Consider the following 15,411-nt stretch of genomic DNA (forward strand, 5'->3'; position numbering starts at 1 on the left):
CCCAATCGGGCAACAGGGAGGGCAGACCGTTAAGGAGAGAGAAATGCCTCAGGCTAACAACGACCAGATGCTTCACCTTCTGTGCGACACCATCGTCTCCATGGTGCGCCGTGATGGTCCTGATCTGTCTGCCCGCCAGCTCGCTGTGTTCCTGACCTGCTACCTGCGTGACGGTGCACACACCGTTCGTGGTCTGGCTTCGGAGCTCAAGGTGTCCAAGCCTGCCATTACACGCGCTCTGGACCGTCTGGGTGAGCTGGATCTGGCACGTCGTAAGGTTGATCCGCTGGATCGTCGTTCCGTACTCGTGCAGCGCACGCTGAAGGGTTCTTCCTTCCTGCGTGAGATGCGCGCTGTCATGGCTGAAGCTTCTGGTACCCGTCCGGTTCGTGCAGAGCGCGCAGCTGCTTCTGTCGAGCGTATCAGCACACGTCGCGCTGGCTGATTACCAACGATCCTGCACGCGGGCTCTGGCTCGCGTGCAGATATATCCTGTCCAGCAAAGCTGAGGCAGAAGAATGAGCAGGGCAATTACAAGCCACTCATTGGCCAGACAGGCCGCTGCACCCCACAGTGCAAATCCCCAATAGACAGTCGTTACAAGCGGCATTGGCAGTCCTGAGCGGATTGCGAGCTGATAAAGATGCCCACGGTGGGCCTCGGCCAGTCGATCGCCTGCGCGGGCGCGGCGAGCCAGCGTAAAGAGGACATCCCACAGCACGCCTGAAAGCACTGCGAGTACGATGAGCGCCGAAGTATGAAGAGGCTGCATGGCCCCCCAGGCGATGACAAGCGCTCCTGCCTGACTGCCAACATCTCCCATAAAAATGCGGGCTTTGGGAAAATTCCATGGCAGAAATGCTGCAAGGCACACCGCGAACAGCACGAAAATAACTGGCTGTATCCCTGCTGACGCCAGAAGGGCCGCGGCAATCATCATCGTGCCTGAGGCTAACCCGTTAATCCCGTCGATAAAGTTGAGGGCATTGGTGATAAACACGGCCCCCAGGATGAAAATCCCCATCATTGGCAGAGATGCGCCTGTTCCAGCCGCGGCCAAAAAGGCGGCTATGAACTGTGCACCAAGCTTGTAACGCGCCCTGAAAGAATACAGATCGTCCAGCCAGGAAACGGCAGCGAGTAGAATAACGCCGGCCAGCATCCCGATGACGGACGGATTTAGGATGGGCTGCCCTTTGAGAAACAGGCTTGGTAACGCGCAGAGCAGAAAAGCTCCGATAATGCCGATGCCTCCGCCTTTGGGTGTTGGCCGCGTATGGGAGCTGCGGTGCACGGGAGTGTCCATAATTCCGGCCTGAATCATTAGGACGACCAGGACCGTGCACAGGACTGCGGCACACAAGTCCAGCAGGGTAAGACCGGAGAGAAAGGACGACAAAGAAAAGGGCATGGACGGACTTTATGGGAACAGTGGTTTTGGCGTTATAAGGGAGACGTGAAAGTCACACCATCTTCTGGCCCTCAGTTTCCGGCCCCGTCTAGCGCTATCAGCCGTACAGGTCGCACGACCGCACAGGCGAGACGCATCGCTCTCAATGTTCTTCTGGATGGAGTCGTGTCCGCAGCGGCAGCCCCTGTGGCACGTTGGCTGGCTGACCCTCATGGAGGACTGCTTCATCCGCTCTGGTTTGTAGCAGGGGGGGGGATTACGCTTCTGGTCAGTGGGCTGCCTTTTCGTATGGCACAGCAATACTGGCGGTTTTCTGGTCTTTCTGATCTTTTCAACATTGCCTGCGCTTCCGTTGTCAGTGCGACACTATTTTCAGCCTTGCTACATTTGGCTGGCTATCCACTTCCAAGTACGACCTTTCCGGTCATCCATGCGCTGGTTCTCCTGACATGCCTGGGCGCTCTGCGTATGTTCTGGCGGCTGACAGCGCGTCGTCGCCTTATGGTCGCTGAGCGTGAGCGCGTGCTGTTACTCGGTGCTGATCACGAAGCGGATCTTTTCATTCGCGCAATGGAGCGGGATCATCAGGCGGGGCGTCGCGTTGTCGGGCTTCTAACAGGGGGGACGCAGCAGGCAGGGCGACGCATTCACAGTTGTCCCATTCTTGGAACGATTGATGAAACGCCTGAAATTCTGAAGCAGATGTCAGCCTCGGGGCGCCTGCCGGATACGTTGGTTATCACCACGTCCGAACTGCGGGGCGCTCCGTTGTCCCGTATCCTCGAAGTGGCGCGTGAGTATGGTGTTGATGTTCAGAGAACGCCCTCTCTGACTGATCTGAAGCCTGCAGACAGTGTTGAGCTTCGTCCCGTCGCCATTGAAGATCTGTTGAACAGACCTCCGGTAGCGTTGAATAGCGAAGGGATGAGCCGCCTGATCGCCGGTCAGGTCATCGCTGTAACGGGGGCTGGCGGCAGCATTGGATCTGAACTGGCGCGACAGATTGCTTCGTTCAGGCCTGCTGCCATTCTTCTGATTGAGAACAGTGAGTATGCGCTGTGGCAGATCAATCTGGATCTTTCAGAGCGATATCCTGCGGTTCAGCGGCATCAGATTATTGCTGATGTGCGTGATCGCGGCAGGATCTCCGAAATTTTCATGGAATACCGTCCAGCACTTATTTTCCATGCCGCCGCGCTCAAGCATGTACCGATCGTGGAATCAAATCCGATCGAGGGTGTTCTGACCAACGTCGTGGGCACCCGCATTGTTCTGGACGAGGCCGAGCGTTCAGGTGCGCAGGCGATGGTGATGATTTCGACGGACAAGGCCGTTAACCCCTCCAGCCTCATGGGGGCAAGCAAACGCTGCGCTGAGGTCTATGGACAGGCGCTCGATATGCGTGCGCGTGCTGGTAAAGGCGGTTTGCGGTGTGTGACCGTGCGTTTTGGGAATGTCCTGGGGTCTACAGGGTCTGTCGTCCCCCTGTTTCGCCGCCAGCTTGAACATGGCGGCCCGCTGACCGTAACCCACCCGGACATGACCCGTTACTTCATGACGATCCCTGAAGCGGTGGGGCTGGTGCTTCAGGCTGCCGTCCGTGGCACTCAAGCTGCTTGCGGGGAAGATACAACGGATCAGCGTCTCCGGCAGGGCGGCATTTTCGTTCTGGATATGGGCGATCCGGTCAGGATCATGGATCTTGCCTGTCAGATGATCCGTCTGGCTGGCCTCAAACCGGAAACAGACGTGGAAATCCAGATTACGGGCCTGCGCCCTGGCGAGAAGCTTTTTGAAGAGCTGTTTCATGGCCGGGAAGCCCCAGTGCCGACAGATGCGCCAGGTCTGAGAATGGCGTCTCCCCGGACAGTGGATTTCAATATCGCGACTGATGCCATGAATGCGCTGGAAGCGGCGTGCCACCGCGAAGATCTTTCAGCTGTCATGGAAATATTTCACCGGTTAGTGCCGGAATTCAACCATAACCGGGATGGAAAGGCGCCGTCTGCGGTCGCGCTTTCACAGCCTGATGCGGAGGTCACTGCATGATTACCCCGATAGCCTTCCTGGATCTGCCCAAACAGCAGGCTCGTCTGAAAGACGCGATCAAGAGCCGTGTTGACGCAGTGTTTGAGCATTGTCGCTTTGTCATGGGCCCCGAGGTCGAGGAACTTGAGCAGCGGCTGGCCGAGTTCGGGGGCGCGAAATATGCTGTTGGCGTCTCTTCGGGCACCGATGCACTTCTGATGGTTTTGATGGCAGAAGAGATCGGACCGGGCGATGCGGTCTTTCTGCCAGCCTTCACCTATACGGCGACGGCTGAAGTTGTCCTCCTTTTGGGCGCAACACCCGTTTTCGTTGATGTGGAACCAGATACGTTCCAGATCAGTCTGACGTCTCTCGCGGAGCGGCTGGCCGCTGTGCGGAATGCTGGGGAACTGGAACCGCGAGCTCTGATCGGGGTGGATCTTTTCGGTCAGCCTGCGCCGTGGGATGAACTGAAAATTTTTTCTGCTCAGGAAGGTCTGACGCTCATTGCGGACTGCGCGCAGTCTTTCGGGGCGTCTTATCACGGGCGCCGTCTGGGGCACGAGGCGCGTGCTACAACGCTATCATTTTTCCCGTCCAAGCCTCTCGGCGGCTACGGAGACGGCGGCGCTATTCTGACGGATGATGAGGACCTTGCCACCCTCTATCGTTCCCTGCGAACGCATGGTGAGGGCAAGACGCGCTACGAAGTGGAGCGCATTGGCATCAACGGTCGACTGGACACGATTCAGGCGGCTGTTCTTCTGGCGAAACTGGATGCTTTTGAAGATGAGCTGACCAAGCGCGAAGCCATTGCCTGCGCTTATGACAGCGCCATGCCGCAAGGTATTCAAGCACCTGTGCGGGTGTCTGACAGCAAAAGTGCCTGGGCGATCTACAGCGTGTTGCTACCGGATGCGGCGAAACGAGATTCTCTTCAGGCGCACCTGAAAGCCGCAGGTGTCTCGACGGCAGTCTATTACCCGAAACCGCTTCACCATCAGCCGGCTTACAGCGAGCATCATGACGGAGCTGCTCTTCCAGTCTCAGAAGGTCTGGGAGCGCGCATTTTGGCGCTGCCCATCCAGCCAGAGCTGACGGATGAAGAAGTGAGTCGTATTACGGAAGCCCTGAAAAGCTGGGCAGGAGACACATTATGAGGCGCGAACAGAAGCTGCTGCTGGCTTTTTGTGCACTGGTTTTTATTCCTGTTGGTATTGTCTGGTTCGTTGCCTGGCCGCTGATCCACGCCTGGAAGTTTCCCCCTGTGACGGAAGGCAAGATTATTGCACCTGTCAGCCGGGATCTGAGTGCTGCTGAAGTGCAGGACATCAACCTGTGGCTTCAGTCGCACACGACGGCCTGGGGCCCCAGTGGGGAACGTCCGCCTTCGAAGGGGGAAGTTATTCTGCGCATGAATAACGCAGACAATCATCCGGTCATCATTTCCATCTGGAAGCATAAGCATCAAGCGGACATCGTCGGCGTGCAGCTTGAGGACGATGGCCCCTACCGCATGAACGCCTTTGAAGACGCGTCTCTCACGGCGCTCCAGCCAGCAGAGTTGCAGCCTCACGGATAAAGCTGAATACTTCAGGACTGAAGGGCGCCTGTCGTTCAGGTGTCTGCCAGTCCTGCATGTCTTCGTACATTGTACCCGTCTTGCGCCAGAGTTCCGGGCCCACGGCATCTTGCAAAGGCTTCTGAAGTTCCAGCCATTCCTTTGCGAGCCTTTGCGCCTCTGGGGCAGATGGAGCGACCGAGCGGGCAAGAGCATCTTCACAGCGCACGATAAGTCGTTCCCAGAGAACCTGATAGGATGTTCTGTCTCCAGTTGGGAAGTGACGATCCATCTGCGTCTGCCATGCCATCTGTTCTTCGGCAGTAAAGTATTTTTCAAAAACGGGCTGAATGTTTTCCCGTTCTAGAATGGCTTCTCCTTCTCGCAGCAGAAGGCAAAACGCCACCAGATCCATCGGGCCATCGTAAATCTGGCTCTCCGAACCAGAGAGTTGGTCAGAGATTAGATGATGGGTGGTGCGGAGTTGGGAAATTGTTCTTTCTAATACTGTCTTACGTGCTGAGAGCAGGGAAAGTTGGGTCTCTATGATATCTTTTGGGGATGCCGGCTTCAGTTCCAGGGAGCGGATCTCAGCGAGACTGAATCCCATCCGCTTTAAAAGAAAAATGCGTGCCAGCGTGCTGATTGCCTGGAGCGTGTAAACGCGTCTGCCATTTTCAGCCCGGCCTGGCTTGATGAGTCCCAAAGCTTCGAAATGTCGAAGTGTCCGGGGTGTTGTTGCGCTGGCTTTGGCAAGTTCGCCAATGGTCAGGGTCTTTGCAGTCATTGATCTTCCTCCTGACGCATCATCTGCAATGATGACGTTACGTCAGGAGCAAGCGAAATATTCAGTCTTTCCGCGCTTCGTCTTCGGAAATCTCGCCGACGTCGCGACGGGTCTGCTCTTCGTCATCGAGAGGGGCAGTTGCCTTGTCTCCCATAGCCAGCAGGGCTGCCGTGATTGGGGACGCCAGGATCAGGCCCGGAATGCCAAGAATGGTGCTGAAAACCGTCTGGGACAGAATAGCAACGGCAGGTGGCATATGGACCGCGCGGCGCTGGATAAGCGGTGCGAGGACGTTGCCTTCGAAGAACTGGATGACGCTGTAAAGGATCGCCACGAACAGGGCTTCCTGGCTCCCCATGGAGAGACCTAGCAGCACGGCCGGAACAGCACCCAGAATGGCACCGATATAGGGAATGAAGTTGCAGATGCCGGCAACGACACCCAGCGCCAGCGCGAGAGGAACGCCAATTAATGACAGGCCAATGCCGGAGAGAATGCCTACGACAAGCATGTCGAGTGCCTGACCGGCTGTCCATGCCCAGAGCGTAGTTCCAGCGGCCATGAGCAGTTCACGCGCCGATGCACGGTGTTGGGAAGGAACGAGGCGCAGGAAGCCGTCAATGTAAATTGCAGGCGACAGGGCAAAGTACAGGCCGGCAATCAGAATGACAGCCAGTGTACCCAATACACCAAAGGCACTGCTGAGAATGCCGGTCACGGATCCTGCGAGACCCGAGCCTAGTGACCCAAGGCTGCCAGACGTTGCATCGTTTCCGCCTACGGCCGTTGGTAGGTGATCCAGAACGAGTTGGCCCAGAGTGGAGCCTGAAAGATGCGATTTCAGATCGCCGGACTGCTGGACAAGTGCCTGTTTGAGGCGAATGAACTGGTCCCCGATCGCCGGGCCGCTGCTCCAGACAAGGCCTGCCATTGCAAGCAGGATAACCACTGTGACAAGAGCAACAGCGCCCTGATAAGGAATGAACGAGACGTGGCGCCGCACGATCCGGGCGAGGCCGTGCAGGACGACAGCCATCAGCGCGGATGCAAAGACAACTGCCAGCACATCCTTCATCAGCCAGACGGCCAACAGGATCAGTGTCACAGTCAGGGCGATCCGTAGAAGGCTGGCAATCTTGGAAAGTTCGCGCGCGCGCGGTTCCTTCTCGTCTCGGTCCTTCGGGTCGGAAAACGAAATGGGCATCAGCCGGTCCATCCTGAATCTGTAAGCCGGTGTTGGCTTATGGACTTCGGGAAGGCGGGTCAATCGGCTGATGTCGTCTAACGATACTCTCCCGGAGTGCTGATGGCGGTGAAAGCAAGCTTCAGCAGGCTACCTGACGGTGCAGATCGATCCGCAGCCCTGTCAGGCCGAAGCCTCTTCCAGTTCTGCCTGCGCTTCGAGCCAAAGCTCCTCCGTTTGCTCCTGCGTCGTGTTCAAAGCCGAGAGATGCGCGTTCAGAGACGCGATTTCGCCGGGATTCCCTGACTGATAGAGCTCCGGATCGGCAAGCTTGGCTTCGATTTTCTCTTTTTCCCGATTGATCTGAGCGAGCTTCGCTTCGGCATCACGAATTTTCCGGCGGAGAGGGGCCAGCGCTCGTGTGAGCTCCTTGCGGTCAATTTTCTTCTGGGGAGCTGTCGCCTGAGACGCTTCCTGAGAGGCCGGGCGATTGGCGTTTCTGTTCCGCTCCGTATTTTCCGCTCTGGCCTTGCGAGCACGTTCGACCAGCCATGCCTTGTATTCCGCCATGTCACCGTCAAACGGCGCAATGGTCCCGTCTTCAACCAGCCAGAACCGATCCGCCACGGATTCCACCAGATGGCTGTCATGGCTGATGAGGATTACCGCGCCCTCGAATTCGGAAAGGGCACGGATCAGGGCATCGCGTGCGTCAAGATCAAGATGGTTGGTTGGCTCATCGAGGATGAGAAGATGCGGGGCGTCACGCGTGGAGAGCGCGAGAAGAAGGCGTGCTTTTTCCCCGCCGGACAATTCTGAAACACGGGTTTCAGCGCGATTAACATCAAGTCCGAAGCGCGCGAGCTGCGAGCGTACGGCAACCGGCGTCGCGTCAGGCATGGCGCGGGCCATGTGATCGATCGGTGTTTCAGACAGGACAAGTTCATCGGCCTGATGCTGCGCGAAATAGCCGATCTTGAGCTTTGGCGAGTGATTGTAAGATCCCGCCATGGGATCAAGACGTCCGGCCAGTAGCTTGGCAAATGTGGACTTGCCGCGCCCGTTCTGGCCCAGAAGCGCGATTCGGTCTTCCATATCGAGCCGCTGGTTCAGCCCTTTGAGAACCACCCGTCCGTCATACCCTAGACTGACATTGTCGAGGGTGATCATCGGTGGGGGAAGGGGCTGCGGTTCCGGGAATGAAAAGCGCGTCGGCGTGTCTTCCACCACGCTATCAATCTGCGGAAGGCGCTCAAGCGCTTTCAGGCGGGCCTGAGCCTGTTTGGCTTTCGTGGCTTTCGCGCGGAAGCGATCGACGAAGGACTGCATATGCGCACGCTGTGTTGCAATGCGCTCAGCCATACGGTTTTGCTGAAGGGCCTGTTCTGTCCGGATGCGCACGAAGTTGTCGTAGCCGCCGGGCGTCAGGCTGAGTTTCTGATGATCCAGATGAGCAATGGCATCGACTGTATTGTCGAGAAGTGATCGGTCATGGCTGACGATCAGAGCCGCACCAGGGAATTTTGCGAGCCAGGATTCGAGCCAGAGGGTGGCTTCGATATCAAGATGGTTGGTGGGCTCATCCAGCAGAAGGAGATCGGGGCTGAGGAAGAGGGCCGTCGCCAGCGAGACACGCATTCTCCAGCCGCCTGAGAAGTCCGAGACCGAGCGAAGCTGCGCGTCCTGATCGAAGCCCAGCCCCGACAGGATGGCACCGGCACGGGCCGGGGCGGTGTAGGCGTCAATGGCAATCAGGCGCTCATGCACATCTGCGATACGGGCAGGGTCCGTGGCCGTCTCGGCTTCGGCAAGGAGGGCCGCGCGCTCGATATCGCCTTCCAGCACCGTGTCGATCAGCGAGGTGTCACCAGATGGTGTTTCCTGCTTCACGCGGCCCATTGTGGCCCGATTTGCAAGCGTGATGGTGCCCCCATCCGGGGCAATATCCCCTGCAATCGCGCCAAGAAGTGTTGATTTTCCAGCCCCATTTTTTCCGATGAGGCCAATTTTCCGACCGGGGTCGACTGTCAGCGATGCGCCATCCAGCAGGGTACGGCCGGCGATGCGGAGAGTCAGGTCAGTGATGGTGAGCAGGCTCACGGGCGCCTCGATCAGTCGGGAAGAGTGAAAAAACCGCGACAGACCTATCAGGAACTACGAATTTGCTCTAGTGGAACGGCGGGATTTACCCCTTTGTCCAACAGGAGAAGAAAGATGGCTCTCGAGCGCACGCTTTCAATCATCAAGCCCGACGCCACAAAGCGTAACCTGACCGGCAAGATCAATGCCGTGTTCGAGGAAGCCGGTCTGCGCATCGTTGCTCAGAAGCGCATCCAGCTAACCGAGAAGCAGGCTGGCGCTTTCTACGCAGTTCACAAGGAGCGTCCGTTCTACGGCAGCCTCGTGTCCTCCATGCTCGCTGAGCCGGTTGTCGTGCAGGTTCTGCAGGCTGAGAACGCTGTTGCAAAGCACCGTGAAGTCATGGGCGCAACGAACCCGGCTGATGCAGCTGAGGGCACCGTGCGTAAGCTTTATGCTGAAAGCATCGAAGCAAACTCCGTGCACGGTTCTGACAGCCTTGAGAACGCGAAGAACGAGATCGCTTTCTTCTTCGCTGAGACAGAAATCCTGCCGTAAGGTCTGGGTTCTGCCAATGGAGAGCCGCAGGTTCTGTGGCTCTCCATTTCCAATGATTTGGGACGGTATCTGAACGCCCCGACTGGTCAGCCTTCACACGTTCCCGGTTCCGCTGTCATCCAGGCCCACTCTGCGGCATGATGACGGAAGAGAGGCATGGTTCGATCTGTGGGCAACGACGCTACAACTTCTTTCCTTTACAAATATCCGCTGGCTATTGTCTGGGGACTTCTGGTCTCTGCCTGCCTGATGTTTCTGGTGATCGCGACCCCGCCATTACAGGTCGCAGATGAGCCAAATCATTTTCAGAGAGCCATACAGATCTCTCAGGGACAGTTGATCGGCCATCGTTTCAGTGCCTCTGATAGCGGTGGTGTCATTCCTGAAGACAGCGTTGTATTCGCTTACAGATATGATGATCTCAAAGGTCGATATGAACGGAAAGTAGACTGGAACCGTATCTTCGGCAGCGCACCGTTAAGCTGGAAAAGTCCGAAGCGGGAAGCAGGCTTTCCAAACACGGTGATCTATTCTCCGATCTTTTATTTTCCATCAGTGGTGGGGATTGAAGTCGGCAAAAGACTTCATGAAGATATTTTAAAGTCTTTTTATCTGGCGCGCCTGTCCAGCGCCGTCTTTTGCGTACTTGCCGGAATGTTCGCCCTTGCGATTGTCCGTCAGGGACGACTGATTATTGCAGCATTTCTCTCAATGCCTATGTCGCTGTCGTTGTTCGCATCCTGCTCTCAGGATGGGCCTTTGATCACAGCCTGTGCAGTCTGTACGGCTCTCATGACGCGATTAAATGATGATTTCTGCAAGAACAGATGGTTCTGGCCGACACTCGCGCTTCTGATGGGATGCATTATTGCATCCAAGCCACCTTATATTCTCATCGCGTTTCTACCGCTGATCATTGCTCCATGGGCAGCCTGGCGCTCGGCTGCGGGTGCGTGTGTGTTTGCCGCCCTTGCTGCTCTGGCATGGTCGGTTATGGGTGTTCGCTCAACGAAGATCCCTTTTCGCTCAGCAGATGGCGTTGATGCGGCGCGTCAGCTACATTTCGTTCTTTCTCACCCGTTCAAAACAATCACAGTACTTCTGCACACATTCAGGGTTTCTGTTCATTCCTTGATGGGCCAGTTTGTCGGTGTTCTGGGATGGCTTGATGCACGACTTCCAGACTGGTTCTACCAGTTCGAAGTCATGTTTTTCATTCTCGTAGGTATTTTCTCTTGCCTTTACCTGACAAGAAAAATTGGAAGAGACGAGCTACTGAGAAAGGCGCTCATATTTTGTGTGTCCATTGGGACTGTCAGCGCTGTCAGCCTTTCTCTCTATCTTATCTGGACCCCCGTCGGTGACAGTTATATTGGTGGCCTTCAGGGAAGATATTATATCCCCGCTGCAATTTTCTCAGTACTGATCTTTCCTTTCGCATCAACGCCCCATTTTCTGTCTGTTGCTAAAGCAAAGGCCGTTGAAATCGGGCTTCTTACGGTGGGGTTATGGGTAGGATTTGGCGCTATCGTTCAGACGATACTGGCGCGGTATTGGTAATTGCCGTGACCATTTAATAGTGAGGGGACGGTTTCCGCGAAAGAAGTAGCCGACCCCTTGGATTTCTATGCGTTAATTCCAAAGACGCGCATAAATGCCGGTTGCTTCAATGCAGACATGCGCAACGCAAACGAAATAGGCGCTTAATAGGCTCGCACACATCGTTTGATACGTCTTGTTCTGGCGCGGCAGGAACAACAGAACGCCACTCAGAATAGCAGCGCAGCTTATATAAAAATAACGTCCCTGAAGGCCGCTGACAGTGTCCTCTCCAAGGTGAGAGAACCCAACGTAGAATGCCAGAATGGTTAAGAGAGAATAAAGCGCACCAAGCGCAATCAGGATTGCTCCGGATCGTGGACTAGCAATGGGTCGTTTATCAGCGAGAGCCAACAGAACAATCAGAGCTATAGCTACATACCCAGTGCCTTCACCAATCTTGAAGAAAAGTGGCACTGGGCCGCCGCCAAAACGTCCCCATGCGTCCTCCCACCACCAGTGCGAGCCAACACGGTAAGTTTCAGCGATTTCCCGAACAAAAGACCATGGGTGCTTCAGCATGGTCAGGATCTGGACTTTAGGATCTCCTCCCGTATTCCAGTAATGCGCAGGAGTGAATGGGTAAATTCCGTTCCAGACAACGGCGGAGACAAGGCTCAATCCAACGACCGTCATACAGAATTGGATATATTTTCTCTGGGTCGGAAAGGAGTTCGTTGGCACAAGAAAGCAGCCGAGACTTAGAAAGCTGCAGGTTAATTTGAAAAGCCCCAGCGGAGCGGCCAAGGCGATAATCAGCCGGATCCAGATTTTCCGGTCTTCGGGAGGGGCCATCCGGGCCCGTAGGCAGCAGGCGAGGAACAGCATTGATCCCAGATTGGTGACAGGATCGGCGCTATATGTTGTCGCCAGATGGAGGCTTGTTGGCGTGGTCATCAGGGCAAGGACGGCCAATCGTCCTACGGGCAGCACCGCAAGGACGAGTGCGAGCATCCCGATGTATCCAAGCAGGTTCCCTAAACGACCAGCGTAATATCTTGTATCCACGCCGCCATGTCCGGCATTGGCGATTATCATGGCGGTGGCTGAGGGAATATACATCAGTGGGGAATATGAAGCGGTCGAGGGGAAATGAACGACTTCCCGGTCTCTTTTGGCGTTCTCCAGATCCTTTGCGATCTGCGCAGCGACATTGCTGTCAGAAGGCTTATGCTGGTCCCGGTTTGCATTGAAATAGCGCACCCAGGTCAGCATACTGGTGTCGAGTCCACCCCCGAACATATGCCCCGAATAACGCTGTGCCAGAAGATTTCCCTGAGCGATCTGTTGCGCGCGGTAAAAATGGAATTCTTCATCTACGCCGCTAACAGGCGTGACGCGGTACACAAGAAAAACGCCGATAACAGCAATTGCGAGAAGATAAGCGAGTTCAAGAAGCCGCAGGTTTGTTTTGCAGAACGCAAAAAATGACGAAACGGACTTCATATCAGTGCTTATTTCCTTGTTGGGGCACATGACCGACTGTCATCTGGGCTCATATGCACCCACTCAGAGTAAGGCAATCCGCAAATTATAAAACTGAGTTTTGGAAGTGCTGAGCGTTTTTGCGGTCATTATCGGCAGGGCATTAACTGAGAGGTGTCTTTAGTACACAGTGCTCAGATAAAATGAGGAGCGGGATGAAAGAAGAAATTTCTGTTCATCCCGCCGTCTGCTTACTGTCTGTTGATGTAGTTCTGTAGAACCGAAGGATACAGGACATGTTCCTGTTCCAGTACGCGTGCAGCAAGTGCATCGGGTGTGTCACTCTTCAGAACCGGCACACGCGCTTGTCCAAGAATAGGCCCTTCATCCACGCCCGCAGTCACAAGGTGGACAGTACAACCGTGCTCGGTTGCGCCGGCAGCAATGGCAGCCTCATGTGTGTGCAGGCCCGGAAATGCGGGCAAGAGGCTCGGGTGGATGTTGAGCATCCGGCCATCCCAGGCGTTGACGAGATAAGGCGTCAGGACACGCATATATCCGGCAAGGCAGACGAGCCGAGCTCCGGAAGCGCGGATGGCGGCGTCCACCTTGCGTTCATGAGCTTCGCGGTCTTTCCCGAATGCCTTGTGGTCAATGGCCGCCGTCTGAAGACCGGCCGCGCGGGCGACCTCCAGACCAGCCGCATCCGGCTTGTTGCTGAGCACGAGTACGATCCGAGCCGGAAAATCCGGCCTTTCACAGGCCTCGATCAGTGCACCCATGTTGCTGCCACGCCCGCTGATAAGCACAGCGATGGGCGTCTTCTGCATCATGCGAAGGAGACCGGTGCGGTCAGGGCATAAGCCTCGTCGGAACGGACAACTTCACCGATCTGGAAAGCGCTTTCTCCACGGGCTTCCAGTTCAGCCAGAACGCGCTCTGGCTCAGGGGTGACGAGAACCATGCCAATGCCACAGTTAAAGACACGGAGCATTTCATCAGCTGAAACATTTCCGGTTTCTGCCATCCAGCGGAATACGGAAGGAACGACCCACGACGAACCGTCAATGCGAACGCCCAGACCTTCCGGAAGGACGCGCGGCAGATTGCCTGGCAGGCCGCCGCCGGTAATGTGCGCGCAGCCATGGAGCAGGCCCTTGGCGTGCAGATCCAGCACGCTGCGAACATAGAGCTTCGTGGGTGTCAGCAGGGCTTCGGCGAGTGTGTGCCCCTCAGAGAAGGGAGCCGGATCGTTCCAGCCGAGGCCTGAACGGCGGACAACTTCCCGAACCAGAGAAAAGCCATTCGAGTGAACGCCTGAGGAGGGCATTCCGATCAGTGCGTCGCCTTCGCGGATGCCTGCGGGAAGGAGAGCGCCGCGTTCTGCCGCGCCGACACTGAAGCCGGCGAGATCATAATGTCCCGGTGCATACATGCCCGGCATTTCTGCAGTTTCGCCACCGACCAACGCACAGCCGGACTCTGCGCAGGCATGGGCGATGCCCTTCACGACCGTTGAGGCATCTTCAATGGAGAGTTTGCCGGTCGCCAGATAGTCGAGGAAGAACAGCGGGGTTGCGCCTTGAACGACCAGATCGTTTACGCACATGGCCACGAGATCAATTCCGACCTCATCATGCTTTCCGGCTTCGATCGCGACCATGAGTTTCGTGCCCACGCCGTCTGTGCAACTGACAAGGACCGGATCGGTGAAACCGGCAGCCTTCAGATCAAACAGGGCACCGAAGCCGCCCAGTCCGCCCATAGTGCCAGGACGGTTCGTGGCTTTGGCTGCGGGCTTGATGGCATCGACCAGGGCATCGCCTGCTGCAATGTCTACACCAGCCTGTGCATAGCTGGCGCCCTGTGAGGTGTCGGGCTGATCGGTCATGATGAAGCTTCCCGCTGGTTGACGTGACGCCGTTCTAGAGCATCCTGCACGCGGGCGGAACGCTTGAATTGAAGGCGTAACGGCATGAAAAGGGATGAGGGATGACAAAACAGGACGGACAGGAAGGGCACGCCATAAGCGATGCCGGACCTCAGATGGCCTTTCCTCTGCGTCGTCCGACCGCGATGACAGCTGAACGCTTCATCACGAGCCCTTCAAATGCGCCTGCGCGCGCGTGGCTTTCACGCAAAGTGTGGCCTGATGGCCGATTGTGGCTCTGGGGGCCAGCGGGCACGGGAAAAACCCATCTGTTGTCTGTCTGGGCGCAGGAGCACGATGCGACCATTTTGGATGCGCGCCTGTTTTCTCACGCCTCTTCGGGAGGGCGTATTCGCGTAAGGGGAAATCTTGCGATTGATAATGCCGATTCGCCGGGGGATGAGGCGACCATGCTCCACCTGTTGAATGACGCGCTGACGCAGGGGGACCGGGTGTTGATGGTCGGGCGCCTTCCACCGTCACGCAGCCATGTCTCCCTGCCAGATCTGGGAAGCCGGCTCCGTGCGACCGCAACGACGGCCACGGGAGAGCCGGAAGATGATCTGCGGGCAACGTTGCTGCTTTCTCTTCTGGCGGATCGTCAGCTCGTTGTTTCGCAGTCCGTTACGGAATGGCTTTGGCGTCATCTGCCGCGCACGGGAAATGCTCTGGTTTCGGCGGTTGAGCGGCTGGATGATGCGGCTCTTGCCCGTGGAACCGCAATTACACGGGCGCTGGCGCGAGAAATGCTTCCCGATCTTCTGATGCCTGATATGTCAGAGGAATGACATAAAACCTACGTTTGACACACTTCTCCCAAGCCTTGATCTTAAACGGGTTTTGGTTCGAG

General features: G+C 56.5%; 14 protein-coding genes. 7 read left to right on the plus strand and 7 right to left on the minus strand.

Annotated elements, in window-relative coordinates; translation table 11 throughout:
- Positions 1 to 43: 43 nt before the first annotated feature.
- On the plus strand, positions 44 to 445 hold the full coding sequence (locus KP702_RS03030; protein WP_202206600.1) for a MarR family transcriptional regulator: 402 nt from the start codon (positions 44 to 46) through the stop codon (positions 443 to 445).
- Here KP702_RS03030 and KP702_RS03035 read toward each other — a convergent pair whose 3' ends face one another.
- Positions 446 to 1,294: a UDP-phosphate alpha N-acetylglucosaminyltransferase gene (locus tag KP702_RS03035; protein ID WP_237389841.1), complete on the minus strand. Its 849-nt coding sequence runs from the start codon at positions 1,292 to 1,294 to the stop codon at positions 446 to 448.
- A gap of 213 nt (positions 1,295 to 1,507) precedes the next feature.
- Between KP702_RS03035 and KP702_RS03040 the strand changes: the two genes are divergently transcribed.
- The 3 genes from KP702_RS03040 to KP702_RS03050 are packed head-to-tail and all read left to right on the plus strand — an operon-like array spanning position 1,508 to position 5,021.
- Positions 1,508 to 3,460 (plus strand): nucleoside-diphosphate sugar epimerase/dehydratase, encoded by a 1,953-nt coding sequence (locus tag KP702_RS03040; protein WP_237389861.1) that lies wholly within the window; start codon positions 1,508 to 1,510, stop codon positions 3,458 to 3,460.
- Positions 3,457 to 4,599, plus strand: coding sequence for a DegT/DnrJ/EryC1/StrS aminotransferase family protein (locus KP702_RS03045; protein WP_202206603.1), 1,143 nt, complete (start codon positions 3,457 to 3,459; stop codon positions 4,597 to 4,599). Before KP702_RS03040 ends, KP702_RS03045 begins: the two co-directional genes overlap by 4 nt.
- Positions 4,596 to 5,021 (plus strand): hypothetical protein, encoded by a 426-nt coding sequence (locus KP702_RS03050; protein ID WP_202206604.1) that lies wholly within the window; start codon positions 4,596 to 4,598, stop codon positions 5,019 to 5,021. The genes KP702_RS03045 and KP702_RS03050 overlap by 4 nt, the downstream gene beginning before the upstream one ends.
- Here KP702_RS03050 and KP702_RS03055 read toward each other — a convergent pair.
- From KP702_RS03055 to KP702_RS03065, 3 genes are all read right to left on the minus strand, one after another.
- The gene (locus KP702_RS03055) at positions 4,981 to 5,787 is read right to left on the minus strand and encodes a MerR family transcriptional regulator (RefSeq protein ID WP_202206605.1); all 807 of its coding nucleotides are present in this window, start codon (positions 5,785 to 5,787) and stop codon (positions 4,981 to 4,983) included. The genes KP702_RS03050 and KP702_RS03055 overlap by 41 nt on opposite strands.
- Positions 5,788 to 5,848: 61 nt before the next feature.
- Positions 5,849 to 6,991, minus strand: a complete 1,143-nt coding sequence (locus tag KP702_RS03060; RefSeq protein WP_215768477.1) for an AI-2E family transporter — start codon at positions 6,989 to 6,991, stop codon at positions 5,849 to 5,851.
- Positions 6,992 to 7,153: 162 nt separating this feature from the next.
- Positions 7,154 to 9,070 (minus strand): ABC-F family ATP-binding cassette domain-containing protein, encoded by a 1,917-nt coding sequence (locus KP702_RS03065; RefSeq protein ID WP_215768478.1) that lies wholly within the window; start codon positions 9,068 to 9,070, stop codon positions 7,154 to 7,156.
- A gap of 114 nt (positions 9,071 to 9,184) precedes the next feature.
- Between KP702_RS03065 and ndk the strand changes: the two genes are divergently transcribed.
- Positions 9,185 to 9,607, plus strand: coding sequence for a nucleoside-diphosphate kinase (ndk, locus tag KP702_RS03070; RefSeq protein WP_046899630.1), 423 nt, complete (start codon positions 9,185 to 9,187; stop codon positions 9,605 to 9,607).
- A gap of 156 nt (positions 9,608 to 9,763) precedes the next feature.
- Complete coding sequence (locus KP702_RS03075) at positions 9,764 to 11,167, plus strand: DUF2142 domain-containing protein (RefSeq protein ID WP_215768479.1); 1,404 nt, start codon at positions 9,764 to 9,766, stop codon at positions 11,165 to 11,167.
- A gap of 72 nt (positions 11,168 to 11,239) precedes the next feature.
- Here KP702_RS03075 and KP702_RS03080 read toward each other — a convergent pair whose 3' ends face one another.
- The 3 genes from KP702_RS03080 to purM all read right to left on the minus strand — a co-directional run bounded on the left by KP702_RS03080 (position 11,240) and on the right by purM (position 14,522).
- A complete protein-coding gene (locus tag KP702_RS03080; RefSeq protein ID WP_215768480.1) occupies positions 11,240 to 12,652 on the minus strand; it encodes a DUF2142 domain-containing protein in 1,413 nt (470 codons plus the stop codon).
- A 230-nt stretch (positions 12,653 to 12,882) separates the two neighbouring features.
- Entirely contained in the window at positions 12,883 to 13,464 is a 582-nt protein-coding gene (gene purN, locus KP702_RS03085; protein ID WP_215768481.1) for a phosphoribosylglycinamide formyltransferase, read from the minus strand.
- Positions 13,461 to 14,522: a phosphoribosylformylglycinamidine cyclo-ligase gene (gene purM, locus KP702_RS03090; protein ID WP_099210328.1), complete on the minus strand. Its 1,062-nt coding sequence runs from the start codon at positions 14,520 to 14,522 to the stop codon at positions 13,461 to 13,463. The genes purN and purM overlap by 4 nt, the downstream gene beginning before the upstream one ends.
- Before the next feature lie 101 nt (positions 14,523 to 14,623).
- Between purM and KP702_RS03095 the strand changes: the two genes are divergently transcribed.
- The gene (locus KP702_RS03095; RefSeq protein WP_052750013.1) at positions 14,624 to 15,349 is read left to right on the plus strand and encodes an HdaA/DnaA family protein; all 726 of its coding nucleotides are present in this window, start codon (positions 14,624 to 14,626) and stop codon (positions 15,347 to 15,349) included.
- The last annotated feature ends 62 nt before the right edge of the window (positions 15,350 to 15,411 follow it).

The organism is Gluconobacter sp. P5B12 (assembly GCF_018812035.1).
Classification (GTDB): domain Bacteria; phylum Pseudomonadota; class Alphaproteobacteria; order Acetobacterales; family Acetobacteraceae; genus Gluconobacter.